The sequence below is a fragment of the Shewanella sp. 4t3-1-2LB genome, from assembly GCF_017368415.1.
Taxonomy (GTDB): Bacteria; Pseudomonadota; Gammaproteobacteria; order Enterobacterales; family Shewanellaceae; genus Shewanella; species Shewanella fodinae.
In genome coordinates, this window is sequence record NZ_JAFNJD010000011.1 from 37,827 (window position 1) to 64,756 (window position 26,930).

The window sequence follows — 26,930 nt, forward strand, 5'->3', positions numbered from 1 at the left end:
TCAGTGCTTGTCTGTGGTGTATTCGTTGGCCAGTGTTTGCTTAGGACACCACAGAACATCCACATCGCGCTTCTCTTCTGGGGCGGCGGTGCGAATACGGGTGATGATTGGCAGTGGCAGATTGGCGGCTGAGAGGTAGTTTTTTACCCGTGCAATACGGCGGTTTGCCAACCACAAATTATATTGCTGTAGCTTTTTATCGCCATCACCGGGAAATAGATTGAACTCCAGCAACAAATAGCCCTGATGTTTATCGCTGGCTTGCTGCTTGATTTTTTCCAGAACGTGGGTGCTAGCAGATGAAAAATACGAGCTGTTGTTAGCGTAAGTGATTTGACCGAGTTTCTGTGCGTCCAAGCATGCGGCCATCAACGGCCCTGACAGCAAACAACAAACAACTGTGCCAAGTGCCAAACAACGCATCATCCCCTCCCTGTGGATATACCAACATTATTGTCGGATATAGGCAAACTACTCTATCGACGGCTTAAAGGCAATTGGCTATCAGAACGGGATAAGTAAATATTTATTAAAAACAATATATTAGCCAATATTTTGGCACTTGTGGACGGTTGTCGGATTCTCGTCGCTATCCGCTGAGTGGTCAGTTTTTTGACCGCCAATGTTATCTCTGCGCACCGCAGCCGAGGCCGTTTGAATAATCCGTTGTCACTGCAGTTTGTCAAACGTCAGCATTACCTTGGTTAACAAGCGGGGGATCGATATTTCCGCTAGAAACCAGTATATTGTGTGCAATTTGATGTGGATTCATGAGTATTCATATGAGTAGCCCATTGCCAGAAAATCCGTTGTGTTTGGACGATCAGGTATGTTTCTCGCTGTATAGCGCTGCCAACGCTATGGTGCGCGCTTATCGACCCTATTTGGAACAGTTGCAGCTCACTTATCCCCAGTATCTGGTCATGATGGTGCTGTGGGAGCGCAACGGCATCAGTGTCAAACTGCTCGGTGAGCAGCTACATCTCGATTCCGGTACCTTGACCCCATTGTTAAAGCGCTTGGAGCTTAAAGGTCTGGTTTGTCGTGGGCGCAGCCAACAGGATGAGCGGATGCGAGAGCTGGCGTTGACTGAAGCGGGGCAGGCGTTACGGGAACAGGCGATGAGTGTCCCGCTGCAGATGTTTTGTCGCACCGGGTTAACGCCTGCGCAGCTGACCGAACTAAAACAGTTATGCGACCAGCTTTGGTCGCAACTGGCGGAATAGTCATCTATGAAAGCGCTGGACTTGCTGATTATCGGTGCCGGGATCAATGGCGCCGGTATAGCACAACGCGCAGCGGCAGCAGGATATTCTGTCATGCTGCTAGAGAAGAGCAGTATTGCTGCTGGCACTTCCTCGCAGTCCAGCAAATTGATCCACGGTGGCTTGCGCTATCTGGAAACCGGACAAATTCCGTTGGTTTACGAAGCGCTCAAGGCGCGCCGAGAGTTACTGCAACTCGCCCCCAAGCTGGTACATCCAGTGAAATTTTATATTCCCGTATACCGCGATAGCCGTCGCAGTGCGCTGACGATTCGCGCCGGATTAAGCCTGTATGGCATGTTAAGCCAGCCAGATCCGCTTGGACGGTTTCAGTCCTTACCCGCGCCAGCATGGACACAATTCCCAGGGTTGAGATTAGCGGGAATGACCCATCTGTTTCAGTATTGGGATGCGCAGACCGATGATAAACGCCTGACAGAAGCGGTGGTGGCAAGTGCTGAGGCGCTGGGGGCAGAGGTTTTGCAGGATTGCGATTGCGTTGCCATCAACCATGACGCCAAGGGGTGTTTGGTGCAATACCAGCAACATGGCGTTATGCAGGAAGTCTATTGCCATATGCTGATCAATACCAGCGGTGCTTGGGTCAATGAGTTGTTATCTCGGGTTCAGCCGGCAGTGGCTGCACCGGCCATTGAATGGGTACAAGGGAGTCATCTGCTGCTGGATTTGCCTGCACCGCCAGGCGTGTTGTATCTAGAGTCCTGTTTTGATGAACGTGTGGTGTTTGTCATGCCATGGCAAGGTAAAACCTTGCTGGGCACCACCGAAACCCACCGTGATACGCCGGAGCCACAACTCACTAAAGAAGAAACCTACTATCTGCTCGGCATTTATTGCCATTATTTCCCGCTGGCTGGGGGGATAAGTGCACTTGAAAACAGCATTCTAGGAAGCTTTAGTGGCATGCGGGTGTTGCCATCCGGTAGCGGCAGCGCTTTCGCCAGAACCCGCGAAGTGCAGTTGCTGAGTCAGCCTTCACATCCGCATATTCTGTCACTGTACGGTGGCAAGCTTACCACCTTCCGCAGTACTGCCAAGCAAGCACTGGCCATGGTTGAGCAACAACTGGGGGGTAGGCGGGTGATTGCCGATGTGGATAATCTACTGTTGGGATGATTTTTAGCGCTAAAGCCGCTAAAGTGTGCCGCGTTGCCAGCCCAACCAAGGGCTGCGAAAAATTATTCACGCTTCGGGATCTATTGTGATTTGCCATCATTTTTCAGCAGGACGTTGCCAGTCCTGTCGCCATATACAGCAGCCCATATCAACGCAACTGGCATGCAAGCAGGCGTCATTGCAGCAGTTGTTGGCGTCTTTTACCGTCACCGAATGGCTGCCACCTGTCAGTGGCGCTGATAGTGGTTTTCGTAATAAGGCCAAAATGGTGGTGTTAGGCACAGCACAGCAGCCTGTGCTGGGTATTCCTGGGCCTGATGGGGAACCGGTCAATCTGTGTGATTGTCCGCTGTACCCGGCGGATATGCAGCAACTGCTGCAGCGCTTGCAATTATTTGTCAGGCAAGCCGGAGTTCCACCTTACCGGGTCGATAAGGCCAAAGGTGAACTGAAATATATTCTGCTAACGCGAGCGCAAGTTAGTGGTGAGTTTATGCTGCGGTTTGTGCTGCGTTCGACGGAAGCGATTCCCCGCATCGAACAGCAGTTGCCCGCATTGTTACAGGAGTTCCAGGCTGTCAAAGTGGTGACGGTAAATCTGCAACCTGTGCATATGGCAAGGTTGGAAGGCGAGCAGGAGTTCTGGCTCGCTGGTGAGCCGCGACTGCGAGAAGTGTTTAATGATGTTCCGCTGTACATGCGTCCCAAGAGCTTTTTTCAGACCAATCCGCAAGTTGCTGCGGCGCTTTATCAAAGTGCCAGAGATTGGCTACAACCATTAGCACCCAAGGCAATCTGGGATCTGTTTTGTGGTGTGGGTGGTTTTGGATTGCACTGTGCTACCAGCAGTACTCGTCTCACTGGTATTGAGATTGAGGCCGAGGCGATTGCTTGCGCGCAGTTATCGGCAGCGCACTTGGGGCTGGAAAACGTCAGCTTTCAAGCGCTGGATTCTACCGACTTTGCCTTAGGCAATGCAGCGTTGGATGTGCCGGATGTGGTCATCGTTAATCCTCCGCGGCGCGGTATCGGCGCAACGCTATGCCATCAGCTCAGCGCCTTTGCCCCCGCGCATATTTTGTATTCCAGTTGTAATCCCCAGAGCTTAGCGCGGGATTTGGCCGCCATTGACGGATACCATTTGCAACGGGTGCAACTGTTTGACATGTTTCCTCATACCGATCATTTTGAAGTACTGGCGTTGCTTAACCGTATTGACTAACCCCACTGTCATCTTTCTGCCACAGCATTTGTCGTAATCAACGCTATGATAAGGAAAGTATTCTCTGGGGTTATGTTATGGCGCAGATCTTCATCCGTTTTTTATTGCTGGGGCTTGTGAGTTTTGGCGGCCCGGCGGCACACATTGGTTATTTTAGACGGGTCTTTGTTGAGGAACTGCATTGGCTGGATGAACAGCAGTATGCTGCAACGGTGGCATTGTGTCAGTTTTTGCCAGGGCCGGGTTCTAGTCAGGTAGGCTTTGCGCTTGGTTATCTGCGTGGTGGGCTGTCGGGGGCGTTGGCCGCATTTATCGGTTTTACTTTGCCCTCATTCATACTCATGTATCTGCTGGCGCACTTCGGTCAGTTATTCAGCACCCAACCATTGGTGACTGCGGTCATCTCTGGCCTGAAATTACTGGCGGTTGTGGTGGTGGCTGACGCCGTTATCGGCATGGCTCGCCAATATTGTCAGCAACGGCTTACGGCTGCAATTGCGCTGGCAACCGCCGCTATTGTGTTGTTGTTGCCTTATGCACTGATGCAGTTGGCCGTGCTGGTTATGGCGGCATTACTGGGGTGCTTCGCTTTGCGTGCTGACACGGCGAGCACTACTCCCTCGCCTGCCAAGATCCGTTGGTGGTCATTATGGCTGTTTGGCGTACTCTTGTTGCTGTCGTTTAATGGCAGCGGATTGTGGCGACTCTGCAGTGACTTTTATCAGACCGGGGCTATGGTCTTCGGCGGCGGTCATGTGGTGTTGCCGCTGTTGCAGAGCCGGGTAGCAGGTGTCATGGAGCCAGATGTTTTTCTCAGCGGCTATGCCATGGCGCAGGCGGTTCCAGGCCCAATGTTCAGTTTGTCGGCATTTCTCGGAGCAGAGTTGTGGCAGCCTCAACCGCTGGTGGGGGCGCTAGTTGCAACCATCGCTATCTTCCTCCCCGGTTTTTTGCTGGTACTAACGTTTAATAGAGGTTGGCAGGCCTTGCAACAACGTCCAGCGGTTGCCGCTGCTGTTGCTGGTGTTAACGCCGCAGTTGTTGGATTGCTGCTCAGTGCCTTGTATCAACCGGTATTTATTTCTGCGGTGCAACAGCCGTGGCAAATGGCCTTGGTGCTAATTGGTATGCTGCTGTTGCGGTTATGGAAATTACATATTATCTATCTGATTTTGGGTTTCATTGCTGCGCTAATAATGATCACATTAATTAAGTAAAATCAGCAACTTTTTACCAAAGTAGTAACGGCATGTTTTTCTAATACGTTATACTTTCAAAACTCCAATTGTTACCGTGGATGTTGCAGTGATGAATTTAGGTGTACGCAATAAGGTTTTATTGTTGGCGCTGTTACCCATATTGTTTGGTGGTATTGCAGTCGCCATATTTTCTTATGTGATGGAATCTGCTTCCTTGGATGAAAATGTGCAGGAATTCCGCGACAAGCTTATTCATGAGCGCCGCCAAGAATTAGTGCATGTAACTGAAGTGGCTAATGAAATAGTGAATTACCAGCGGCAACACAATGGCGATGTGAACGCTGCGCTGCGGGATGTACGCTTTGGTAAGGCTGGCTATTTTTATATTTATAATGGTCAGGGGAAAAATATTTTCCATGCGTTGCTGCCCAAGCTGGAAGGGACTGAACAGATTAATATGACGGATCCTAAAGGGATCAAAATAGTGCAAGGTCTGTTAAAGGCGGCCAGAAGTAGCGACGGTTTTCTGACCTATTACTATCAGAAACCAGGTACCAGTGACTTAGTCGAAAAGATTGGCTACGCCGCCACCGTTCCTGGTACTGACTGGATCCTTGGCACCGGGGCGTATATTGATGACATTGACGCGACTGTAGCCACTTATCGTGATGACGCGCGAGCCATGATCATCAACAGGATTTGGATCGTGCTTATCGCCATTGCCGTGATTGTGATGGTCAGCGGCATCGTGGTTTACTGGCTGTCGGGGCGAATGGTGAACCCTATCGTTAATATGCTGCGCAATCTAGATGATATTGCCAAAGGTGAGGGCGATCTTACCAAACGGCTCCAAGTGACTGGCAATGATGAAATTGCCCATTTGGGTAAAGCTTTCAATCAGTTTGTTGGTAAGCTGCAAAGCATTATGCAGGACGTTGCTAGCAGTACCCGTGAACTGAATGATGCGGCGCATCATATCCATGGACAGAGTAAAGCGATTGCCAAGCAGTTGTTTAATCACAATCAGGAAACTGATCAGGTGGTGACAGCGATTACCGAAATGTCCTCCACCGCACAGGAGGTCGCCAGTAATACCAATCAGGTTGCCGAGGCTACGCATGACGCAACTGCGGAGGTCGCCAAAGCTCAGGATTGTGTTGATACCTCGCTGACCGAAGTCTCAACATTGATGAATGAGATCAATAGTGCAGCGGCACATATTCAGGCGCTGAATGAGCAATCGCAGAAAATCAACAGCGTGTTGACGGTTATCGGCGGTATTGCCGAGCAAACTAACCTGCTGGCACTTAATGCCGCGATTGAAGCCGCGCGCGCAGGCGAACAAGGCCGGGGCTTTGCGGTGGTTGCTGATGAAGTGCGCAACTTGGCCAGTCGTACCCAAGCGAGCACGTTGGAAATCAACGAAATGCTCAGTGAATTGCATACGCTGGTCGGGCAGGCGGTAACAGCCATGGAGCAAAGCCAGCAGAACTGTAAACGTAGCGTTGAGTCTTCACGGTTAATTTCTGAAAGTCTGGGGGCGGTTACGTCCTCTGTCACCGCCATTAATGATATGACCACGCAGATTGCTACCGCCGCCACTGAGCAAAGTTCGGTGACCGAAGAGATCAACCACAATATTTATAAGATCCAGGAGATCGTCTCAGAGCTGACACAGTCCAGCGAGGAAGCCGCGCTCATGAGTGAACGGGTTTCTGGCAGCGGTGAGCGCTTAGGTAAATTAGTGGGGCAGTTCCGTGTCTGAGTGATACTTTAGTAAATTACAGCGCCTGCGGGCGCTGTTTTGTTACCTTAATGAGCATGTCCCAGCTAAATAGTGGGATTTTTTTTGGCAATCTGGATTGTCGTGATAGGTTTCAGCGGACGCTTGGGTTAAAATGCGCGGCTTGCATACAGTGTTAACGTTCAAATTAAGTAAAGTAGAGTCTACATGTTTGAAGTCAATCCGGTAAAAAACAAAATCAAGGAACTAGCGGAACGCACCGATCTCCTTAGGGGGTATCTTTGACTATGACGCCAAGAAAGAGCGTCTAGAAGAAGTCGTCCGCGAGTTGGAAAGCGCCGATGTCTGGAATGACCCGGAACGGGCACAGACCTTGGGTAAAGAGCGTGTGTCCCTCGAAAAGGTGGTCGAAACTATCGATGATCTGGATCAGGGCCTTGACGATGTGGGAGAACTGCTGGCACTGGCGGTTGAAGAAGATGATGAAGACACCTTCAACGAGACTGGTCATGAGCTGGAAAAACTGGAAAAGGAACTGGCAGAGCTGGAGTTTCGCCGGATGTTTTCTGGTGATAGTGATGCTTCCGATTGTTACCTGGATATTCAGTCTGGCTCCGGTGGTACCGAAGCACAGGACTGGGCCGAAATGGTGTTGCGTATGTACTTGCGTTGGGGGGAAGAACACCAATTCAGTCCAGAACTGATTGAAGTCTCGGACGGTGAAGTCGCCGGTATTAAGAGTGCGACTATCAAGTTCAGCGGTGAATATGCATACGGTTGGTTGCGTACCGAGACCGGGGTGCATCGGTTGGTGCGTAAGTCACCATTCGACTCAGGTGGCCGCCGTCATACCTCGTTCTGTTCGGTGTTTGTCTACCCAGAAATTGACGACTCGATTGATATTGATATTAATCCGGCCGATCTGCGTATTGACGTGTACCGTGCCTCTGGCGCTGGTGGTCAGCATGTAAACCGTACTGAATCCGCGGTGCGTATCACCCACATTCCCACTAATACCGTGACTCAGTGTCAGAATGACCGTTCCCAGCATAAGAACAAGGAAACGGCCATGAAACAGCTGAAAGCCAAGCTGTATGAGTTGGAGTTGAAAAAGAAAAATGCCGAAAAACAGGCTGCCGAAGAGCTGAAATCCGATATCGGCTGGGGCAGCCAGATCCGTTCCTATGTGCTGGATGATTCCCGCATCAAGGATTTGCGTACCGGCGTAGAAACCCGTAACACCCAAGCGGTGCTTGACGGTGATTTAGACAGATTTATTGAAGCCAGCCTTAAATCCGGGCTGTAAGTAGAGAAGAAACTGAAATGACTGAACAACTGGATGAAAACAAGCTGATTGCAGAGCGTCGTGCCAAGCTGGAACACTATCGTGAAACCGGCCCGGCCAATGGTCACCCCAACACTTTCCGCCGTACTCACAAGGCTGGCGAACTGGAAGCGCAGTTCGGCGATAAGAGTAAGGAAGAGATCGCGGCCCTTGGTTTTCATACCGCTATTGCTGGTCGGGTGATGGCCAAACGTGGTCCGTTCATGGTGCTGCAAGACGTTTCTGGTCGCATCCAGGTTTACGCCGATAAAGCGGTTCAGGCAGATCTGAAAGACAAATATCAGGGATTGGATCTCGGCGATATCATCGGCGTTAAAGGTGAACTGCACCGTTCCAATAAAGGCGACTTGTTCGTCAATATGGAAGAGTACCAGTTACTGACTAAAGCCCTGCGGCCGCTGCCAGAGAAGTTCCACGGCCTGACCGATCAGGAAACCCGCTATCGCCAGCGTTATGTGGATCTGATCGTCAACGAAGAATCCCGTAACACCTTCAAAATGCGCTCTAAAGTGGTGGGTGCTATCCGCAGCTTTATGGAAAGCAAAGAGTTCATGGAAGTGGAAACGCCAATGATGCACGTGATCCCCGGTGGTGCATCTGCCCGGCCGTTTATCACCCATCACAATGCGCTGGATATCGATATGTATCTGCGTATTGCCCCAGAACTGTACCTGAAACGTCTGGTGGTGGGCGGTTTTGAGCGCGTGTTCGAGATCAACCGTAACTTCCGCAACGAAGGCTTGTCACCACGCCATAACCCAGAATTTACCATGATGGAATTCTATATGGCGTACGCTGACTACCGCGATCTGATGGATTTCACTGAAGAAATGCTGTCATCCATTGCCAGCAAGCTACTGGGTGACACCAAAGTGGCTTATGGCGAACATACCATTGATTTTGGTGGCCCCTATGCGCGCATGAGTATGCTGGAAGCGATTCAGCACTACAATCCAGATAATGCCACCATTCAAGCGATGACGTATGAAAACGTCAAAGACTTGGCCTTTATGCGGCAGTTGGCAAAAGATGTAGGGGTGGAAATCGAATCTTTCTGGAGCTGTGGGCAACTGCTGGAAGAGATCTTCGGTGAAACCGCTGAACCTAAACTGATGCAGCCAACCTTTATTACTGGTTATCCAGCCGATATTTCACCGCTGGCGCGCCGCAGTGATGACAATGATTTCATCACAGACCGTTTTGAGTTTTTCATCGGTGGTCGTGAAGTGGCCAACGGCTTTAGCGAGCTGAACGATGCTGAAGATCAGGACAGTCGTTTTAAAGCGCAGGTAGAAGCCAAAGATGCCGGTGACGATGAAGCCATGTTCTATGATGGTGACTATATTCGGGCACTGGAACACGGCTTGCCACCAACTGCGGGTCAGGGGATTGGTATCGACCGTCTGGTGATGCTGTTCACCAACAGCCACACCATCCGCGATGTGATCCTGTTCCCGGCCATGCGCCCAGAAGCCTGATTTTAAGGGCAGCAGAAGCCGGCAATACGCCGGCTTTTTTGTGTCTGAATTAGTCTGGATGCTCGCAACAGATACGGTTGCGCCCCAGATTCTTTGCCATATATAGCCCACGATCTGCCCGCTGGATAATGGCTTCCACCTTTTCGTCCGATGGTAAAAATTCACTGATGCCGCCACTGATGCTGGTGCAGATTTGCGGCAGGTCCATCTGCAACAACACATGCTGGATTTTGCGTCGCAAGCGATCTGCCAGACTCCACGCTTGCTGAGTGTTGGTGTGTGGCATCAGTACCGCAAATTCGTCACCGCCGTAACGAGCTGCCAGATCTTCTTCGCGCACCGTTTGCAAACAAACGCGACCTACCGCTTCAATCACACAGTCCCCAGTGGGGTGACCGCAGGCATCGTTGAGTTGTTTGAAAAAATCCAGGTCAAAAACCAGCAGACTGCAAGGCGTTTGGTGGCGGTGGAACAGGCTGAACTGACTGTCTAGTTGGCTGCGCAGCTTACGGCGGTTATATAAGTGGGACAGCTCATCAACTTCACTAAGATGCAGCAGTCGCTGCTGTAACTGGTGGCGGGCGGTAATATTGCTGGCGACCCATAGCACCGCGTCTTCACCGTCTATCTGAAATGCTAACGGTTGTATGCGGCCTTCAAACCAGATGGGTTCGTCGGGACCGTCTTCCAAGCCCAGCACATCCGATCCCGCCAGTTGGTATTCGACAACCAGCATTTGTCCGGATTGCAGCGCCAGCGCTATCTGTTGCATAAACCAGTTGGCCTTTTCAGCAACTAATACTTCTGAGAAAAAACGACCAATTAACGCGGAACCATTGTGGTAGTAGCGGGTATCGGTGCCTCCCAGAATATGCGCATATTTACCGCTGCGGGTGAGAATGAATACGGGATCGGGCAGTGCTGTCAAAATTGCTTGCGTTTGCTTCAACGAAAACATTGCATCTCCCTACAGTTGTCCGTCATTACCAGTGTAATTCACCGGCGTATAGTTGCTACAGAAAATGTGCGCCTTAACAGGTAACTAACACTGCTAGCTTGAGCAACAGATGCCACAATGGTCATAGTGAAAGAAGGCTGCTCGATGGGTTGATACCTTTAACTCCCCAGCCTCGGGTATCAGCTGAACAGATGCAGTTGTGGCCGCTCAGTGCGAGGGAGCGTCAGCGCTCTGAGCGGCGATAGTCCGTGGTTCAAGCGATAATCGCTCAGGGATTGCCATAGGCGTGCGGCGAGTTGCGGCGCTGCAATATTGTCCGGGGTATGCACAAACAGATAGGGCGTGCGGCCTTCATCCAGCCACTGACTGAGTTTTGCCAGCCAGGGCGTGAATAGTTGTTCACTGTTATCCAGATCCAGTTGTCCAATAAAGCGCACCACAGGTTGCTGGGCGGTGGCAATGGCATGTACTGGCACTCGCGGCTTCTTGCGCTGTGCTTCCCGTATCACCGGATTATCGGCGTCGGCGGCAAATACCGGACGGCTGTCCATGATAATGCGGTTGACGCCTTCGTTGACTAACCAACGGTTTAACTGGGTTTCCGCCTGCCTTTTGGCAAAAAATGCTGGGTGGCGTACTTCCACGCCCAGTGTTAAGCCTTGCGGTAGCCAAGGCAGGAAGGCTTGCAGTTGTGGCAATGCTGCTGGGCCAAATGCGGCAGGTAACTGGATTTGCCACATGCCGGTAAGCGGCATTAATGGCGCCATGGCGCCGAAAAAGGCGCGCAATTCATCACGGCAATGGCGTAGCTGCAATTGATGGGTAATGGTCTGTGGCAACTTGAAGGTGAAGCGAAATGATGCTGGCACTGCCGCCGCCCAATCTGCGGCCACGGTCTGCAACGGCGTCGCATAAAAGCTGGTGTTGCCTTCAACACTGTTAAACACTTGGGCATAACGCGCTAGGCGCTCAGTGGTGGCCGCATTACCGCCATAAACACTGTCTTGCCAGTGGTGGTGAGACCACATCGCCATGCCGATACGCAACGCCGTGCTGGTTGTCATACAGGCTCTGCGGCTAACTGTTCATGGATCAACGTGACCATCGCTTGTGCTGCAAAGGATAACGGATGTCCTTTACGCCAGAACAGCGACAGCTCCCATATCAGGTCATCCGTGGAGAGTGGCACCCGGTTCACTCCGGCAACGGCATGTCGTGCTGCAATAAACTCCGGCATAATCATCACGCCAGTACCGGCCGCCACCAGCGTAATCCCAAAATCTGGGTGGCTGACCTTTGTCGCTACTTTGGGAATAAACCCAGCGTTAACGCAGCCCTTGAACACCAGTTCATGTAAGGCATATTCCTCATCAAACAGAATTTGCGGGGTTTCTTCCAGCTGTTTGAGTGTTAACTGCGGTTGGTTGGCGAGCGCATGTTGTTTGGGGACCACCACGACCATAGGGTTGCGGCGGATGCAGAACCCCTCGAACTCTTCGTCAAATGAAATGATACCGGTGGCTAATTCTACTTCGCGTTTCTTCAGGGCAATCGTTTGTTCTATGCCGCCACGGACAAACAACTGCATGGCAATTTTGGGATACAGACTGCGATAGCGGGCGATTACCGGCGCAAAGATCTCAGCACTGCCTAAGGGGGCCAACCCTAGATGCAACTCTCCGGCATTGAGGCTACGTTGTGCCTCTAACTCACGGTGCATCTCCTGCCTGACCTTCAGCAGTTGCATGCCATAACGGTACACCACTTCACCAGAGGCCGTCGGCTTCAGTTGGCTGCCGCGCTTACCCCTCTCCAGCAGCACTAAGTCCAACTCCTCTTCCAGCTGATTAATCGCCTTCGATAGGGCAGGCTGAGTCAGATGAATGGCTTCGGCGGCTTTGGCAAAGCCCCCGTGATCGACAATCTCAATAAAATAACGAATAACTTTGAGGTCCATACAATAACCTATAGGAATCCTATCTATTATTAATATTCATTTTTTTTATCTAAATTGCCACCCTACAATAGCTGCCAATAAGGAATTTTTTGGTGGTGTGATGCAAAGCTCTCTTCGTTCGTCCCACGGTCACCGTAACCGTTTGTTGCTTGCCCAAAGCAAGCATTACAGCGTGGCGTTGTTGCAGATCGGTTTTATCTGCCTACTGGCTTGGGGGGCACATGCCATTGCCGCCGCGATCCACTCGCCGATCCCCGGCAGTGTTATCGGCTTATTTGTAGTGCTGTTGGCACTGGCACTGAAAATTATTCCAGAAAAAGCGCTGCAACTCGGTGCCGCATGGTTTATTGGCGACCTGTTGCTGTTCTTTATTCCCCCGATGATTTCGGTACTGAAGTACGAAAATCTGTTGGAACACTACGGTCTGAATATTCTGTTCACCCTGGTCGTTGGCTCTGCCAGCGTATTGCTCAGCACCGGTTTCGTGGTGGATAGGGTATTCCGTTTCGAGCGCAAATTAAACCTTAAACGGCAGATGGCGCGGCAAAAAGCGAGAGGTAATATCAGTCTATGAGCCAGTCAACATTGTTGGCGTTGTTAAGTCTGATTGTGACTGTTGCCAGTTACTATGCAGCCAAGGCTCTGTATCGTCGTCATAAAACTTGGTGGTTGTTGCCTAGCATTATGGCACCAGTGGTCGTAATTGTGATGGTGGTGATGTTGTCCATCCCATTGCCGACCTATTTTGAATATACCCATTGGCTGGTGACTTTGCTGGCCCCGGCCACCGTGGCTTTCGCCTTGCCTATCTACCGTGAACGGCAGTTGGTGCGTAGGTATCCTATTACCATCAGCCTCGGTGTTTTGGCGGGGGTGATGTTTGGCTTGACCTCCACTTGGTTGTTGGTGCAGGTGGTACCGTTACCGGCTGAGTTGAGTCACAGCGTGTTGGTCCGTTCGGTATCTACCCCGTTTGCCATGCAGGCAACCACGTCTTTTGGTGGGGTGCCAGAATTGACCGCGATGCTAGTAATGCTGACCGGGATTATCGGTATGGTGATTGGTGAGCCGCTGTTTCGTCTGGCACATATTCATACCTCGTTGGGTAAAGGGGTGGCCTTGGGCGCCTCGGCTCACGGTTCTGGCACCGCCAAGGCCACGGAAATCGGTCAGCAGGAAGGCGTGGTTGCCAGCCTGACTATGATTTTTGCTGGTATCACCATGGTGATTGGCGCGCCAGTGTTTGCGTGGATTTTTTCGTAAAGTTTTGCGGTCACTGCCTATGGTGGTGGCTCACAGTTTGATTACCGTCCTTTGGGATTTGGTAATCATCGCCTGAAACCCCAATCAGGCAAATTGATCCTGAGTCTCTCAGGTCTTCATGTTGCGTTTACGCCGGTGGTTCCCCCCACCGGTTTTTTTTGCCTGAAATTTGGGATTTCAGTCGAAGGTTGGATGTGTAGGCTGCTCCCTGCCAACTGGTGCGCCTAAGATTTATCACTGCGTGATTGCAACCTGTGGTTGCGAAAGTCGTGAGCTGTCGCGCTCACACTGCGAGATAAGGGGGCTAGACGGCTTCGCCCCCTTATCGATCCCCTTGCCGCCCCACGGCGCAAAACGCTGCGGTGCTTCTGGTTTGCCATTTTCGCAAATCGCCGCCAACTCGGAATCCATTCCTCGGCGCGGCTTCTTCGGCATCCATGCCTCGATTGCTCAATGGCTGCCCAACGCACCTCCACCGCGCCGAAGGGGAATTGGTGTTGCTTGATAATTCAGAGTTTCAAACGCGGCAAAATGGGGGAATTTTTCATTCCACTTAACGTCGCAAATCACCGGCAGGAAAAACGGAGCGAAGCGACGCTTTTGACTGTCCGCGTGAATTTGCCTTGTTAGGTGTAATATTAAAATACACGATATAACTTATTATTAGACAATAGCAATACATCTGTTCAATAGCTCACTATTGTTTATTATAACTATACTTAATTTATTCCTAGTACGAGTAATGTTTTGGAATAGCATTTTTACAGGGTGGTAATATGAGCCACCTCTATACATTAATTCACCAGTATTTGAGTAAGAAAAGAACTGATCAATAACAACGGCCACATTGTCGAATTCTTGCCCAATAATGCCATGGGATGCTTTGTTATAAACGGAAAAATAACTTTTGTGGTGCTCTTTGTTGTATTGGGAAGGAGTGAACCTTAGAACCTCCCAACCTTGATTACTTATTGAGTCAAGAAAGTATTTAGCGTCTTCGGTGGTGCTAAAATAGTTTAATTCTACATTCCCTCTATTATTGCTAGATGTTTTCTTGTTTTTATTAAAAAGCGCCTTTATGAAGGATGCAATTTCCTTATTTGTTCGTATTTTTTCTGTTAATTTATATGAAATAATTTGGTCAATATTGTTGATGTGAGCATCTATGTTTCGATATTCTTCTGTAGTGGATAGTGTTTGAATTTTGTCATAAGAAAACACACAATTACCATTCGTTGATTTTACAGTATTAACTATTTCTTCAAGCTGCTGTGGCTTAATTCGTTGTGCTTCATCAATGATAATCATGTTATAAATCGACAAATCGAAGCTACGATAGTGCTTTATTGGAATAACATCCCAATTATATTCTGTTTTTAGTCTTACTTGGCCATCATTCAAATTGCCACAATGTATAATCAGAACTTTATTGTTTGCTCCAATTAAACTCTTAGCTATGTCATATACCAACAAAGTTTTACCGGTGCCCGCACTGCCGGTAATTGAGATGAAGTTTGATTGCCAATTTTTCGTTAATGAATCAAGGGCGCTTCTTTTTATTTCTTCTTGTTGAAGAGTGAGAAAATATTCATCATTTATAAATTTGTCTGTCGAATTAAACGGTGACACAAGGTAGACTGAGGGGTTAAATAGCTTATCTATATCGTCGACATAGTCGACCACTTGAGCACCCAAGACTTGGATAAGGTAAGAAATCTCAACCAACTGAACAACATTGCTGTCGTTTAAAAAATACAATTCGTTTGTACTTGAAACAAAAGTGAAGTTACATAGAGGCTTGCCGAAAGTAGATAAGTAATATTTGTTCCTAAGTAGCTGTGTCTGAATTTTCTCTATCGAACTAATTCGTTTTAATTCCACATTAACAATGAAGTTCTCGCCAAGTCTTAATAAATCAAACTCTTTTCCAATCTGGGGAATTTTATAACCAACATAAAACTCATTAAAAATAACAGCATTTTGATAAATTGAATATAAATTCCCTACTAAACTCGACAGGTCATTAGCCTCGTCATTCTTAATGCTGATATCGTAATGGCGCAACAAATTCGCATAGGTTTCAGCTTCTAGTGAATTATATGCTTGCGCTAAAGACAAAATACTTATGGCTTTCAATTAAAGTCCTTATACAAAGCAATGAATTATTATCAACTTGTAATGTTGGAATTAATCACGACATCATGTCGCATTTCACGCATGTTTACTGCTCAACTTATGCGTATATCTCACTGAACACAATAGAAAAATGTATAAGATTCGATCTAGGAATGGTGAAAAAGCGACAGTTTGATAGAACCGCTGCAGAAAATACGACATTGAGCTGGGACGGCAGCTGTGACGGCAAGCAACACCCATTCCCCTCGGCGCTGCGAAGAAGCGTTGGACAGCCATTAAGCAATCGAGACATTCACCAAAACAGCAAACGTAACGTGTTTTAGAAAGCTAAAAACACCGCAGTGCTTACAGAAGAATGCCGAGAATTCACAGCACATGTGGACTTGTGGTCGTCGCCAGCATGGATGCTGGCGTCGAGCTTATAGGGACATATTCACAGCGTGCCACAAGGATGCGTGTGCATTCGCCCGCTGCAGGCGATTTAAAACACAAGTTTATGCAAGCAACAGCTCGCTAAACAGATGAAAGTGCCAACTTTCAAGCAACTCCGATTACCCCTCGGCGCGGCGAAGGAGCGTTGGGCAGCCATTGAGCAATCGAGGCATGGATGCCGAGAAACGATGGTGAGTCATGGATGACGAATCAGCGCGATTTGCGAAAATGGCAAACCATAAGCCCGTAGCGTTTCGCGACGTTGGGGCAGCAAGGGGATTTATAAGGGCGAATGCTCATCGATGATGAGTGTGTTCATGAGCGCGAGCCATGGATGGCAAGCTGGCCGTTTAACATGGATGTTATTCGAGGCTGATCAGCCCCCTTGTCTCGTAGTGTGAGCGCGAAAGCTCACGACTTTGGCAGCGCAGCTGCATAGGCGAAGCCTATTGCCTACAGTAGCCGTCAGGCTACAAAAACAAAAAAGCCCGCAAGGCGGGCTTTTTCCAGCAAACGGCCAACCAAAGGTAAATTACTTACCTTGATTGTAACGTTCTGCACTGGTGAGAATTTCCGCACGGGCAGCAGCGGCATCTTCCCAGCCGTCAACTTTTACCCATTTGCCTTCTTCCAGATCTTTGTAGTGTTCAAAGAACTGTTTGATCTGCGCTTTCAGCAGTGCTGGCAGATCGTTCACATCTTGGATGTGTTTGTATTCTTTAGAAACTTTGTCATGTGGTACGGCCACGATTTTGGCATCTTCACCAGATTCGTCGGTCATCTTCAACACGCCAACCGGGCGGCAACGGATCACGCTACCGGGTTGCAGTGGGTACTGAGTTGGTACCAGCACGTCAACTGGGTCACCATCCAGGCTCAGGGTCTGGTTCACGTAGCCGTAGTTGCATGGGTAAAACATGGGCGCAGTCATCATGCGGTCTACAAACAGCGCGCCGGTGTCTTTGTCTACTTCATACTTGATGGGATCGTGGTTCTGAGGAATTTCGATCACGACATAGATATCGTCTGGCAGGGATTTGCCCGCAGGCACAGCAAGTAAGCTCATTTATTTGTCCTTTCACTATCAGTGGAATCTTGGCGATATCGCCGCGATTAGCGTCATGTGGCGGCTATTATAACGCGATTTAGCGGCTTGCCAACGCTGGCAGGCCGCCGGGTCGTGAGTCATTACAGTTCTGGTTCTTCGCTGTAGTCAAGGCTGTGGTATTCCAGGCAGGTCGCCACTTCGTTGGCTGAACCGAGGATAACCGCTACCCGTTGATGAATCGCTTGTGGCTGAATATCCAGAATATCCTGGTAACCGGTGCTGGATTTACCGCCCGCCTGTTCCACCAGTAACGACATGGGGTTGGCTTCGTACATTAAGCGCAGTTTGTATGGTTTCTGCGGATTCTTGTGGTCGGTTGGGTAGGTAAAAATACCGCCACGACTCAGTACTCGGTGCACATCGCCTACCATGGCGGCAATCCAGCGCATATTGAAAGACTTTTCACGCGGGCCGATTTTACCCAGCAGCAGGTCGCCAATATAAGTCTGCATCGGCGCTTCCCAGAACTGCTGGTTGGACATATTGATGGCAAATTCGGCGGTGTCTTTGGGGATGCTGACCGCCGGATTGGTCAGCAGATATTCACCACTTTGTGGGTCAAGAGTAAACAGCTGCACACCGTGGCCGGTGGTCAGCGCCAGCATGGTGGCCGGGCCATACAACACATAACCGGCAGCCACTTGATGGCGACCACTTTGCAGGAAACTCTGCTCGCTTACCTCACCTTGTGGCGCGGGTAACACGGAAAAAATAGTGCCGACCAGCGAGTTGATATCGATATTGGATGAACCATCCAGCGGGTCAAAACACACCAGATAATCACCGTGATCGCCAAGCACTACTGGGAAATCTTCCTCTTCAGACGCCAATGCCCGCACCGTACCGTCGGCACGCAACGCATCCTTCAGCATCTCATTGGTGATCACGTCCAGTTTCTTCTGGGTTTCACCCTGCACGTTTTCGTGGTCAGTGCTGCCGAGGACGCCAGCCAATGCCCCACGGCGCACGGCGTTGCTGATAGCGACAGAGGTCGAGGCGAGGGTCTGGAGCAGTTGCGCCAGCGATGCCGGAATAGCTTGAGTGGCTAAGGTTTGAGCCAGGGTTTGCATGCTGTTTCCTTATGTGAATTCGGGAGCCGATCCTGGGGGGCAATCATAGCGCAAAAATCCACAGTTTTCAGCGGTTACATGGCAGGTTTGTCCATCCGTAAAAAAATAAGGCAGAATGGAGCGCTAAAGTTATCAGGCGCTTTCTGATACATAGCTAATGGAATAACAATAACATGACCCGACACTGGATTTACTCTGTACTTATGGCAATTCCACTCTCACTTGGCAGCGCGGCCAGCAGCGCGCAAACCCTTAACGGCGGCCGCGAGCCACTCACTGTAGATCGGCTTTATGATTCGCCGGATCTGGCGGGCAGTAGCCCCCGGCAACTGAAGTTGTCACCGGATGGCTCGCGGGCGACTTTTCTGGTGGGGCGCAAGGATAATCTGCATTTTTACGATCTGTGGCAAATGGATGTGGCTAGCGGCAAGGTCAGTATGTTGCTGGATGCGTCTAAATTACAGCAGGGCGAATTATCTGATGAGGAAAAAGCCCGCCGCGAACGGCAGCGGATTTATGGTGAAGGCATCATGGAGTACGCCTGGGCCGATGATGGCAAAGCGCTGCTGATCCCGTCAGCCGGTAAACTCTATTATTACACGCTGGCCGATGGCAAAGTGCGGTTATTGCCGACAGGCGATGGTTTTGCCACCGATGCCAAATTGTCACCCAAGGGGCACTATGTCACCTTTGTTGCCGGACAGAACCTGTGGCTACTGACACTGGCGAACGACAAACTCACGCAACTGACTAAAGACGGTGGTGGCGTGATTAAAAACGCCATGGCCGAATTTGTGGCGCAGGAAGAGATGGGGCGTATGACGGGCTACTGGTGGGCGCCCGATGAATCGGCGATTGTCTTTAACCGGGTGGATGAATCACCGGTAGAAGAAGTCACCCGTAATGAAATTTATGCCGACGGTATCAAGCTGACCCAGCAACGTTACCCGGCTGCGGGCACTGCGAATGTGCAGATAAAGCTCGGGGTAATTGCACTGCCGCAGCAAAAGGTGACATGGATTGATTTGGGCCAAGACACGGATTTTTATCTGCCGCGGGTAAAATGGCTGCCGGACAGCCGTCATCTGTCATTCCAATGGCAAAGCCGCAACCAGCAGCAATTAGACCTGCGCGTTGTGGATGTGCACTCAAGCAAAACGCCGCAAACGCTGGTCGCGGAACGCAATAACATCTGGATTAATCTCAATGACGATCTGCATTTCCTCAAGCAGGGCGGCTTCTTGTGGACCTCAGAACGCAGTGGTTTTAAGCATATCTATCTGTTTGCCGCCGATGGCAAGGTAAAACTGCAATTGACCCACGGTGACTGGGCGGTCGATAGCATCAGCCATGTGGATGAAAAACAGGGCTGGGTATATTTCACTGGCCGTAAAGACAGTGATATCGAGAAGCAACTGTATAAAGTGCGTTTCGATGGCAGCGATTTGACCCGTTTATCAACCCGGCATGGGATGCACCAAGCGGTATTTGCCGATAATAAAGCGGTGTATTTGGATTACTTTGACTCGTTATCACAGCCGCCACAGGTGAGTTTGCATGACGCTGAGGGCAAGCGTCTGGCGTGGGTGGAAGAAAATGCCGTCAAACCAGGGCACCCGCTGTATCAATATGCTGGCCTATGGCAGTTACCCGAATTTGGCACATTAACCGCAGAAGATGGGCAGACCTTGCACTATCGGTTGTTCAAGCCCGTTAATTTTGATGCGCACAAGCAATATCCGGTGTTAGTGCGGGTGTATGGTGGCCCGCATGCGCAGCTAGTGGTGAACAGTTGGAGCAGCCAGGATTACTTCACCCAATATCTGTTGCAGCAAGGATTTGCGGTGTTCCAGTTGGATAACCGGGGTTCTGGTCATCGCGGGCTGCGTTTTGAACAGGTGATCTATAAACAACTTGGGGTTGCCGAAGTGGCCGATCAAAAGCAAGGCGTGGAATATCTGCGGACTTTGCCGTGGGTGGATGCTGACAAGATCGCCATTTATGGTCACAGCTATGGCGGCTACATGGCGCTGATGTGTAAGTTGAAGGCGCCGGATGACTTCAAGGTAGCGATCAGCGGCGCACCGGTCACCGACTGGTCGCTGTACGACACGCACTACACCGAACGGTATCTGGGCAATCCCCATGATAATGCCGAAGGCTATCGCTTAAGCAGTGTGCTGCCTTATATCGGCAGTTATCAAAGCGGTTTATTGATGTATCACGGCATGGCCGATGACAACGTGCTGTTTGAAAACAGCACCCGCGTTTACAAGGCGTTGCAGGATGACGGCAAATTGTTTGAGATGATCAATTATCCAGGCGCCAAGCATTCCATGCGTGGCAATCAGGTCAAAACGCATCTGTACAAATCGCTGACCGATTTTCTAGAGCGGCAGTTTAAGCTGCATAACCACTAACTGATAATCAAGAGACGCCGCTACTGCGGCGTTTTTTGTGAATGATTGTTATGGGACAGCAGGGTTTTCAGTAACAGCGGCCCCAACAAGGTGGTTATGGCAATTACCAACACCAGTCCGGTAAAAATATCGGTAGAGATAATCTGTAATTGCTGGCCGAATTGGGCAAACACTAACCCGACTTCGCCGCGTGGGATCATGGCACTCCCCACCAGCCACTTATCGCGCCACGGGCCTTGTACCGCCAAGCCCGCCAGTAGTTTGCCCGCCAGCGCCAGCAATACTATGCCAGCTAACCACAGTAAGTCGGTGCCGCTGAGTTGCAGGTGGCTAACATCAATACTGATGCCAACATAAACAAAAAATACTGGCGCAAACACCTCGGTGAGTGGTTGCATGGCATGTTCCAGCTTATTGGTAAAGGCAAAAGGATTTTGCAGATAACGCTGCCAGGGCCAGACAAACTGCCGCGATAATGCTAACCCCGCAGAAAAACCACCAAGCAGCGCTGGCGCGCCCGCATGATGGGCCAGCCAGGCAAACAGGCAGATCAGCGCCAGCATCACCACCGCTTCATAACCTTCATTGTGAGCATGACCGCTGGCAAACCGCAGCAGATAGATCAACAGTCGGCCCAGCGGCGGGGCAAATACCAGAAATACCAACAAGGTCAGCACCAGTTTGAACAGGGGCAGTGGTGCGACTCCGGTACCGGAGGCAAAGCTAAACAGCAAACTCAGCAGAATCACCCCGGCGATATCATCCGCCACCGCCGCGCCGAGAATAATCTGGCTGCTGTGTTGCTGTTGTTGCCCGGCATCTTTCAACACCCGTAATGAAATACCGATGCTAGTGGCGGTGAGGGCACAGCCGTAAAACAGCGCGGCAAACGGGGGCAGTGATAACCAATAAAACGCCGCCAGTCCGGTGAATAGCAGCGGTAGCACAATACCAATTAAGGCGACCAGCAATACCTGTGAACCGGCGTGATACAGGCGTTTGATGGAGGTTTCGCTGCCAATACTGAACAGCAGCAGGATAATCCCCAGCTCGGCAATATTGGCGAGTAACGGATTCGGGGTCAGCCAGCCTAACGCTGATGGCCCAAGCAGTACTCCAGCGGCAATTTCCCCCACCACTACCGGCCAACCAAAGCGCTGACAGGTTTCTCCCAGTAACCGAGACAGTAGCAAGATCAAAAACAACGCGATTAGCAGGTCATCTATCGGCACGTTTTGCCCCCGCTTTGATACACTTAATCAGAGGGTTTGCATCAATCCCCCACCTATTGAGTAGAGTCCAATTTCTGCTTAAACACCAGTAGAAATACGGGAGAAATCAGATGGGTAAACTATTTATTATCGAACCGCACGAATCCGCGCACACCGATGTCATCACCAAGGGCTTGCAACTGGCGAAAATGTTGCAAAAGTCGCCAGAGATTTTTGCCTACTGCTATGAGTACTTTTATGGTGATCCAATTATTTATGAAGAAGCCAAACAGCAATTGCAGCAGCATAAACAGCAGCAACTGCTAGAGCGTTTACAGCAACTAGACGCAGGCGATGTGCCATTACACGTGGTGTGGTGTAAGTACCTTTATGAACACGCTTGCGAATATGCCGCCAATGAAGGCTTTGATCTGATCGTCAAAGGTATCCACGCGAGTGAACATATGTTACCGACCGATTGGCAACTCTTGCGTACCACCAAAGTGCCGGTGATGTTGTTGACACAAAATCCGTTGCAGCGTGGTAACAGTGTGTTGATGGCGCTGGATCTGGACACTGAAAATCCACAAAAACAGCAACTTAATCAGCAAGTGCTGCAACACGCCAGAACGCTGGCGGAGGCTACCGGCGGCCAACTGCATTTAGCCTATATTTTGCGAATTCCCAGATTGATCCGCGATCTGGAAGTGCTGAATGTGCAGCAGTTGGTGAAGGATGCTTATCGGCGTCATCAGTTAACACTGGCCGAAATAGGGCTGCCGAAAGAACAGATCCATATCATCGGCGGCGAACCAGACTTGTGCCTGTATCAATTGGCTTGTCGGCTCAAGAGCGACTACCTGGTGATGGGCGTCCGCCAACGTAAAGGGTTGATGGGCTGGATGCTTGGTAATACCGCTGAACAGATCCTGCTACGCAGCCGCAGTGATGTGTTGGTCATTCCAAGCTCCAGTTGATTGCTACCTAAGAGCGATGACGACTCAGTGTCAGCAGCGCCTCAGCCGCAGGCGTTAATGGCAGGTTATTACGCCAGATAAGTCCAATCTGCCAGAACAGATCTTTCTCCATTGGCCGGAATACCAGTCGGCTTTTATCGAGTTTGTTGCAGATGGGTTCTGGCAAAATAGCGACGCCCATGCCTTCTTCCACCATGGCACCGAGAAAATCCCACTGACCGCTACGAAAAGCAATGTTCAGGGTCACCCCTGCTTCTTTGGTGAGGCGGGCAAACAATTTTGCCAGCGAGAAATCTTCGTTGTACAGAATGAACGGATATTGCGCTAAGTCCTGCCAACTGATGCGGTCTTTGACGGTCAGTGGATGTTCATTGGGTAGACATACTTTGAGTGGATACCCCTGTAGCGGCGAAGCCGATAACTGTTCGGAGTTGGTCACTGGCAAGGCGGTAAAGGCAATATCCAGTGAGTCGGCCAATAATGCCTGCTCACAACCAAAACCGCCGTATTCTTGCATGTGCAATTCAACGCCAGGATAAGTCTGGCGGAACTTGGTCAGCAGATCTATCGTCAGCGTGCTCATCATCGGGCACACGCCCAAGCGTAGATGGCCTGACTTCAGGCCGGAAAGGTTTGCCAGATCCTGTTCCATACGATGCCACTGCCCGATGATTTGGCTGGCACTGGCGTGAAAAATCTGTCCCGCTTGGGTCAGTTCCACCTTTTGATTACTACGGATCAACAACTGCTGATCCAGAGTTTCTTCCAGCCGCTGGATCATTTTGCTTAATGTCGGCTGGGTCAGATACAACTGTTCGGCTGCCCGGGTAAAGTTGCCGATCTCCACCAGTCGTAAAAAGCAATGCAATGTCTTGATTGGGATATTCATTCTATTATGGAATCCTACCTATGGAATTAATTCATTTTACCTATAGCCGTTCTAATACTAAAGTCGTATACAGACAAAGAACAGAGGAATTTGCCATGAAATCCGCACAGTGTGGTTGGGTAAGCGCCCTTTACGAAGCTGCGACTGCCGCAGTCCCTGAAACTAAGGCTAAACCAGCTAAGGTTAACAATCAGGGTTCGTGGAAAGGCAGTTTCCATTTCCACAAAAAAGCTAAAGCAGCTTAATCCATCCAGTTACAAAAGCCCAGAATCGCCCGCGAATAAGCGGGCGTTTTTTTCACTGTTCTAATCTATAAATTCTTTTACATTATATATTTTTAATCATTAAAATTTTATTTCGCCTTGAGATAGCTCTGTAGATCCCATATGCTGGAAACACGACGAGGATTTAGACAAACTCAACTCAGGGAGAGTAGTGATGTCCAAGCTCAAGTTTCAGGCTCAAGCCCAACGCCAGCTAAAAGTCGGCGAAAACACCTACCTTTATTATTCACTTACTGATGGCCCGTTAACGCATTATCACGATGTGGCGAGGCTGCCCGTCAGCAGTAAAATTCTGCTGGAAAACATCCTGCGGCATCTGCATACCGAGCATTGTGAACTGTCGGCACTGGAAGCCGTGGCCAATAGTCATGGTAAAGGCAGCTCACAGGAGATTGCTTACCATCCGGCGCGGGTGCTGATGCAGGATTTCACCGGGGTGCCAGCGATTGTCGATCTGGCGGCGATGCGAGCGGCCTTGGTGGCACGCGGTGGTGACCCACAAAAAATCAATCCATTGTCCAAGGTCGACTTGGTAATTGACCATTCCGTCAGCATTGAAAAATTTGCCACTGACAGCGCGTATCAAGAAAACGTGGCGATAGAGATGCAACGGAATCAGGAGCGTTATCAGTTTCTGAAATGGGGCCAAGGCGCATTTGATAATTTCTCTGTGGTACCGCCGGGCACCGGTATTTGCCATCAGGTTAACCTAGAGTACCTAGCGAAAGGCGTCTGGAGTCAGGTGACCGAGGCTGGCACTGTGGTGTATCCCGACACCTTGGTCGGCACCGACAGTCACACCACTATGATCAATGCGCTCGGGGTTTTAGGCTGGGGCGTTGGTGGTATCGAGGCCGAAGCGGCAATGCTGGGGCAGCCAATCTCAATGCAACTACCGGATGTGGTGGGCTTTGAACTTAAAGGCAAACTGAATGAAGGCATTACCGCGACAGACCTAGTGTTGCGCGTGGTGCAAATATTGCGACAACACGGTGTCGTAGGTAAGTTTGTCGAATTTTATGGTGACGGCCTAGATCTATTGCCGCTGGCAGATCGCGCGACCATTGCCAACATGGCACCGGAATATGGCGCTACCTGCGGTTTCTTCCCGGTCGATGCCAAGACCCTAGAATATCTGCGTCTGAGTGGTCGTGATGAAACCACCATCGCCTTGGTTGAGGCTTATACCAAGGCGCAGGGATTGTGGCGTGAAAGCGGTGCGCCTACACCGCAATTTTCGGCAACACTGAGTCTGGATTTGTCATCCGTTGAACCTAGTTTGGCGGGGCCGAAGCGGCCACAGGATCGGGTGCCGTTATCCGCCATGAAGCAGGCAGCCGAAGATGCCATCAAACTTTCTGGCCGCGATGATCTGTCGCAATCCTTCACCCTGACGGGAACTGATATGCCAATGCACCACGGTGATGTGGTGATTGCGGCCATCACCTCCTGTACCAATACCTCTAACCCGGCGGTAATGCTGGCGGCCGGGCTGCTGGCGCAAAAAGCCCTTGCCAAAGGGCTGGCGCGTAAACCTTGGGTGAAATCGTCGTTAGCACCTGGTTCCAAAGTGGTAACTCAGTATCTGGCAAAGGCGGGGCTGCAACCGGCACTGGATGCCTTAGGGTTTAATCTGGTGGGGTATGGTTGTACCACCTGTATCGGCAACTCTGGGCCATTGCCGGACAATGTAACGCAGGCGGTCAGTGAACAGAAAATTCATGTGTCTTCCGTGCTATCGGGCAATCGCAACTTTGAAGGCCGTATTCATCCACTGGTGGAATCTAACTGGCTGTGCTCGCCGCCGCTAGTGGTGGCGTTTGCGCTGGCGGGAACCACCCGTATTGATCTGTCGCAAGATGCTATCGGCCAGGATCCCGCGGGTAATCCGGTGTATCTGAAAGATATCTGGCCGTCGAATGCCGAGATTGCCGCATTGCTGGCGGATATCACTCAGCAACAGTTCCGCGAACAATACGCCGATGTGTTCCGTGGTGACGATAACTGGCGTGCCATTGATACTGGTACTGGTAGTACCTATCAATTTGATACGAACTCCACCTATATCCAGCAGCCACCGTTCTTCGAACCCGCTTATGCTGGTAATCAGGCCGATATTAAAGGTGCTGCAATATTGGCGTTGCTGGGGGATTCAGTGACGACGGATCATATTTCGCCAGCCGGGGTGATCCCTAAGGACAGCCCGGCAGCGCAGTACTTGCGCAGCCACGGGGTGGCGGAGCAGGACTTTAACTCTTATGGTTCACGCCGTGGTAATCATCAAGTGATGATGCGCGGCACCTTTGGCAATATCCGTATCCGTAATGAAATGGTACCTGGACACACCGGCGGCGTAACCCGCCTGAGTGGCGAGCAACAGGTCCGCTTCATTTACGATGCGGCGATGGCATACCAGCAGGCGCAGATCCCCACCGTGGTGGTGGCCGGCAAAGAGTATGGCACTGGCTCCAGCCGTGACTGGGCGGCCAAAGGCACCTTGCTCTTAGGGGTAAAAGCGGTGATCGTGGAGAGCTTTGAGCGTATCCACCGTTCCAATCTGGTGGGCATGGGAGTGCTGCCGCTGCAGTTTAAAGATGGTGAAAATCGTCAGACCTTGAAACTCAGTGGCGATGAACACTTTGATATCCTCGGGCTGGGGTCATCACTCAAACCCAATCAGGATATCAGCGCGGTGATCCATTATGCCGATGGCAGCAGCAAGCACATTAGTTTGCTATGCCGCCTCGATACTGAAATGGAGATTGCTTATTACCGTGCAGGTGGGGTGCTGACCTATGTACTGAACCGGCTTGTCGCATAAGCGGTAATAAAAAA

Annotated in this window: 22 protein-coding genes; 13 read left to right on the plus strand and 9 right to left on the minus strand. The window is 50.5% G+C overall.

Going from position 1 to position 26,930, the window contains the following annotated elements; genetic code table 11:
* Positions 1-426, minus strand: a complete 426-nt coding sequence (locus J3L11_RS06135; protein ID WP_207570480.1) for a hypothetical protein — start codon at positions 424-426, stop codon at positions 1-3.
* A 356-nt stretch (positions 427-782) separates the two neighbouring features.
* On the opposite strand from J3L11_RS06135, the gene J3L11_RS06140 reads away from it, so the two are divergent.
* The 7 genes from J3L11_RS06140 (at position 783) to lysS (ending at position 9,390) form a co-directional block, all read left to right on the plus strand.
* On the plus strand, positions 783-1,226 hold the full coding sequence (locus J3L11_RS06140) for a MarR family transcriptional regulator (RefSeq protein ID WP_242695115.1): 444 nt from the start codon (positions 783-785) through the stop codon (positions 1,224-1,226).
* Positions 1,227-1,232: 6 nt separating this feature from the next.
* The gene (locus J3L11_RS06145) at positions 1,233-2,402 is read left to right on the plus strand and encodes an FAD-dependent oxidoreductase (RefSeq protein ID WP_207570482.1); all 1,170 of its coding nucleotides are present in this window, start codon (positions 1,233-1,235) and stop codon (positions 2,400-2,402) included.
* An 85-nt stretch (positions 2,403-2,487) separates the two neighbouring features.
* The gene (gene rlmC, locus J3L11_RS06150) at positions 2,488-3,624 is read left to right on the plus strand and encodes a 23S rRNA (uracil(747)-C(5))-methyltransferase RlmC (RefSeq protein ID WP_207570483.1); all 1,137 of its coding nucleotides are present in this window, start codon (positions 2,488-2,490) and stop codon (positions 3,622-3,624) included.
* 77 nt (positions 3,625-3,701) lie between these two features.
* Positions 3,702-4,841: a chromate efflux transporter gene (gene chrA, locus J3L11_RS06155; RefSeq protein ID WP_207570484.1), complete on the plus strand. Its 1,140-nt coding sequence runs from the start codon at positions 3,702-3,704 to the stop codon at positions 4,839-4,841.
* An 88-nt stretch (positions 4,842-4,929) separates the two neighbouring features.
* Positions 4,930-6,588, plus strand: a complete 1,659-nt coding sequence (locus J3L11_RS06160; RefSeq protein WP_207570485.1) for a methyl-accepting chemotaxis protein — start codon at positions 4,930-4,932, stop codon at positions 6,586-6,588.
* 186 nt (positions 6,589-6,774) lie between these two features.
* Positions 6,775-7,873 (plus strand): peptide chain release factor 2 gene (gene prfB / locus J3L11_RS06165; RefSeq protein WP_189618648.1). Its coding sequence is split into 2 segments (ribosomal slippage): positions 6,775-6,849 and positions 6,851-7,873, totalling 1,098 coding nucleotides; the frame shifts between segments, so codons are not numbered across the junction.
* A gap of 17 nt (positions 7,874-7,890) precedes the next feature.
* Positions 7,891-9,390, plus strand: a complete 1,500-nt coding sequence (gene lysS, locus J3L11_RS06170; protein WP_207570486.1) for a lysine--tRNA ligase — start codon at positions 7,891-7,893, stop codon at positions 9,388-9,390.
* A 49-nt stretch (positions 9,391-9,439) separates the two neighbouring features.
* Here the strand turns inward: lysS and J3L11_RS06175 are convergent, their stop codons facing one another.
* From J3L11_RS06175 to J3L11_RS06185, 3 genes are all read right to left on the minus strand, one after another.
* Positions 9,440-10,348 (minus strand): sensor domain-containing diguanylate cyclase, encoded by a 909-nt coding sequence (locus J3L11_RS06175; RefSeq protein ID WP_207570487.1) that lies wholly within the window; start codon positions 10,346-10,348, stop codon positions 9,440-9,442.
* Positions 10,349-10,527: 179 nt separating this feature from the next.
* Positions 10,528-11,412 carry a DUF72 domain-containing protein gene (locus J3L11_RS06180; RefSeq protein ID WP_242695117.1) on the minus strand — a complete coding sequence of 295 codons (885 nt, stop codon included), beginning with the start codon at positions 11,410-11,412 and terminating at the stop codon, positions 10,528-10,530.
* Positions 11,409-12,305, minus strand: a complete 897-nt coding sequence (locus J3L11_RS06185; protein WP_207570488.1) for a LysR substrate-binding domain-containing protein — start codon at positions 12,303-12,305, stop codon at positions 11,409-11,411. The genes J3L11_RS06180 and J3L11_RS06185 overlap by 4 nt, the downstream gene beginning before the upstream one ends.
* 100 nt (positions 12,306-12,405) lie before the next feature.
* Between J3L11_RS06185 and J3L11_RS06190 the strand changes: the two genes are divergently transcribed.
* A complete protein-coding gene (locus tag J3L11_RS06190) occupies positions 12,406-12,879 on the plus strand; it encodes a CidA/LrgA family protein (RefSeq protein WP_189618645.1) in 474 nt (157 codons plus the stop codon).
* Positions 12,876-13,568: an LrgB family protein gene (locus J3L11_RS06195; RefSeq protein WP_133037782.1), complete on the plus strand. Its 693-nt coding sequence runs from the start codon at positions 12,876-12,878 to the stop codon at positions 13,566-13,568. Before J3L11_RS06190 ends, J3L11_RS06195 begins: the two co-directional genes overlap by 4 nt.
* 663 nt (positions 13,569-14,231) lie before the next feature.
* Here the strand turns inward: J3L11_RS06195 and J3L11_RS06200 are convergent.
* The 3 genes from J3L11_RS06200 to J3L11_RS06210 form a co-directional block, all read right to left on the minus strand.
* Positions 14,232-15,704 carry an ATP-binding protein gene (locus J3L11_RS06200; RefSeq protein WP_207570489.1) on the minus strand — a complete coding sequence of 491 codons (1,473 nt, stop codon included), beginning with the start codon at positions 15,702-15,704 and terminating at the stop codon, positions 14,232-14,234.
* Between the two features lie 964 nt (positions 15,705-16,668).
* Positions 16,669-17,202 (minus strand): inorganic diphosphatase, encoded by a 534-nt coding sequence (ppa, locus tag J3L11_RS06205; protein WP_133037778.1) that lies wholly within the window; start codon positions 17,200-17,202, stop codon positions 16,669-16,671.
* 122 nt (positions 17,203-17,324) lie between these two features.
* Positions 17,325-18,314 carry a class 1 fructose-bisphosphatase gene (locus J3L11_RS06210; RefSeq protein WP_207570490.1) on the minus strand — a complete coding sequence of 330 codons (990 nt, stop codon included), beginning with the start codon at positions 18,312-18,314 and terminating at the stop codon, positions 17,325-17,327.
* A 203-nt stretch (positions 18,315-18,517) separates the two neighbouring features.
* On the opposite strand from J3L11_RS06210, the gene J3L11_RS06215 reads away from it, so the two are divergent.
* On the plus strand, positions 18,518-20,734 hold the full coding sequence (locus tag J3L11_RS06215) for a S9 family peptidase (protein WP_347566501.1): 2,217 nt from the start codon (positions 18,518-18,520) through the stop codon (positions 20,732-20,734).
* A 20-nt stretch (positions 20,735-20,754) separates the two neighbouring features.
* Here the strand turns inward: J3L11_RS06215 and J3L11_RS06220 are convergent, their stop codons facing one another.
* Positions 20,755-21,966 carry a cation:proton antiporter gene (locus J3L11_RS06220; RefSeq protein WP_207570492.1) on the minus strand — a complete coding sequence of 404 codons (1,212 nt, stop codon included), beginning with the start codon at positions 21,964-21,966 and terminating at the stop codon, positions 20,755-20,757.
* A 110-nt stretch (positions 21,967-22,076) separates the two neighbouring features.
* On the opposite strand from J3L11_RS06220, the gene J3L11_RS06225 reads away from it, so the two are divergent.
* Positions 22,077-22,922 (plus strand): universal stress protein, encoded by an 846-nt coding sequence (locus tag J3L11_RS06225; RefSeq protein ID WP_207570493.1) that lies wholly within the window; start codon positions 22,077-22,079, stop codon positions 22,920-22,922.
* Positions 22,923-22,929: 7 nt separating this feature from the next.
* On the opposite strand, the gene J3L11_RS06230 is transcribed toward J3L11_RS06225, so the two are convergent.
* Entirely contained in the window at positions 22,930-23,811 is an 882-nt protein-coding gene (locus J3L11_RS06230; RefSeq protein WP_133040365.1) for a LysR family transcriptional regulator, read from the minus strand.
* A 20-nt stretch (positions 23,812-23,831) separates the two neighbouring features.
* On the opposite strand from J3L11_RS06230, the gene J3L11_RS06235 reads away from it, so the two are divergent.
* Together J3L11_RS06235 and acnA are read left to right on the plus strand one after the other, a co-directional pair.
* Positions 23,832-24,056 (plus strand): hypothetical protein, encoded by a 225-nt coding sequence (locus J3L11_RS06235; protein WP_133040366.1) that lies wholly within the window; start codon positions 23,832-23,834, stop codon positions 24,054-24,056.
* 193 nt (positions 24,057-24,249) lie between these two features.
* Positions 24,250-26,916, plus strand: coding sequence for an aconitate hydratase AcnA (gene acnA / locus J3L11_RS06240; protein ID WP_207570494.1), 2,667 nt, complete (start codon positions 24,250-24,252; stop codon positions 26,914-26,916).
* Positions 26,917-26,930: the final 14 nt, after the last annotated feature.

Excerpts from the sequence above, each read along its gene's own strand:
- J3L11_RS06135 (WP_207570480.1), bottom strand. The coding sequence starts at position 426 with ATGATGCGTTGTTTGGCACTTGGCACAGTTGTTTGTTGTTTGCTGTCA.
- J3L11_RS06210 (WP_207570490.1), bottom strand. The coding sequence starts at position 18,314 with ATGCAAACCCTGGCTCAAACCTTAGCCACTCAAGCTATTCCGGCATCG.
- J3L11_RS06190 (WP_189618645.1), top strand. The coding sequence starts at position 12,406 with ATGCAAAGCTCTCTTCGTTCGTCCCACGGTCACCGTAACCGTTTGTTG.
- J3L11_RS06145 (WP_207570482.1), top strand. The coding sequence starts at position 1,233 with ATGAAAGCGCTGGACTTGCTGATTATCGGTGCCGGGATCAATGGCGCC.
- J3L11_RS06175 (WP_207570487.1), bottom strand. The coding sequence starts at position 10,348 with ATGTTTTCGTTGAAGCAAACGCAAGCAATTTTGACAGCACTGCCCGAT.
- ppa (WP_133037778.1), bottom strand. The coding sequence starts at position 17,202 with ATGAGCTTACTTGCTGTGCCTGCGGGCAAATCCCTGCCAGACGATATC.
- J3L11_RS06225 (WP_207570493.1), top strand. The coding sequence starts at position 22,077 with ATGGGTAAACTATTTATTATCGAACCGCACGAATCCGCGCACACCGAT.
- lysS (WP_207570486.1), top strand. The coding sequence starts at position 7,891 with ATGACTGAACAACTGGATGAAAACAAGCTGATTGCAGAGCGTCGTGCC.
- J3L11_RS06185 (WP_207570488.1), bottom strand. The coding sequence starts at position 12,305 with ATGGACCTCAAAGTTATTCGTTATTTTATTGAGATTGTCGATCACGGG.
- J3L11_RS06230 (WP_133040365.1), bottom strand. The coding sequence starts at position 23,811 with ATGAATATCCCAATCAAGACATTGCATTGCTTTTTACGACTGGTGGAG.
- chrA (WP_207570484.1), top strand. The coding sequence starts at position 3,702 with ATGGCGCAGATCTTCATCCGTTTTTTATTGCTGGGGCTTGTGAGTTTT.
- J3L11_RS06180 (WP_242695117.1), bottom strand. The coding sequence starts at position 11,412 with ATGACAACCAGCACGGCGTTGCGTATCGGCATGGCGATGTGGTCTCAC.
- J3L11_RS06215 (WP_347566501.1), top strand. The coding sequence starts at position 18,518 with ATGGCAATTCCACTCTCACTTGGCAGCGCGGCCAGCAGCGCGCAAACC.
- J3L11_RS06235 (WP_133040366.1), top strand. The coding sequence starts at position 23,832 with ATGGAATTAATTCATTTTACCTATAGCCGTTCTAATACTAAAGTCGTA.
- J3L11_RS06195 (WP_133037782.1), top strand. The coding sequence starts at position 12,876 with ATGAGCCAGTCAACATTGTTGGCGTTGTTAAGTCTGATTGTGACTGTT.
- acnA (WP_207570494.1), top strand. The coding sequence starts at position 24,250 with ATGTCCAAGCTCAAGTTTCAGGCTCAAGCCCAACGCCAGCTAAAAGTC.
- J3L11_RS06140 (WP_242695115.1), top strand. The coding sequence starts at position 783 with ATGAGTAGCCCATTGCCAGAAAATCCGTTGTGTTTGGACGATCAGGTA.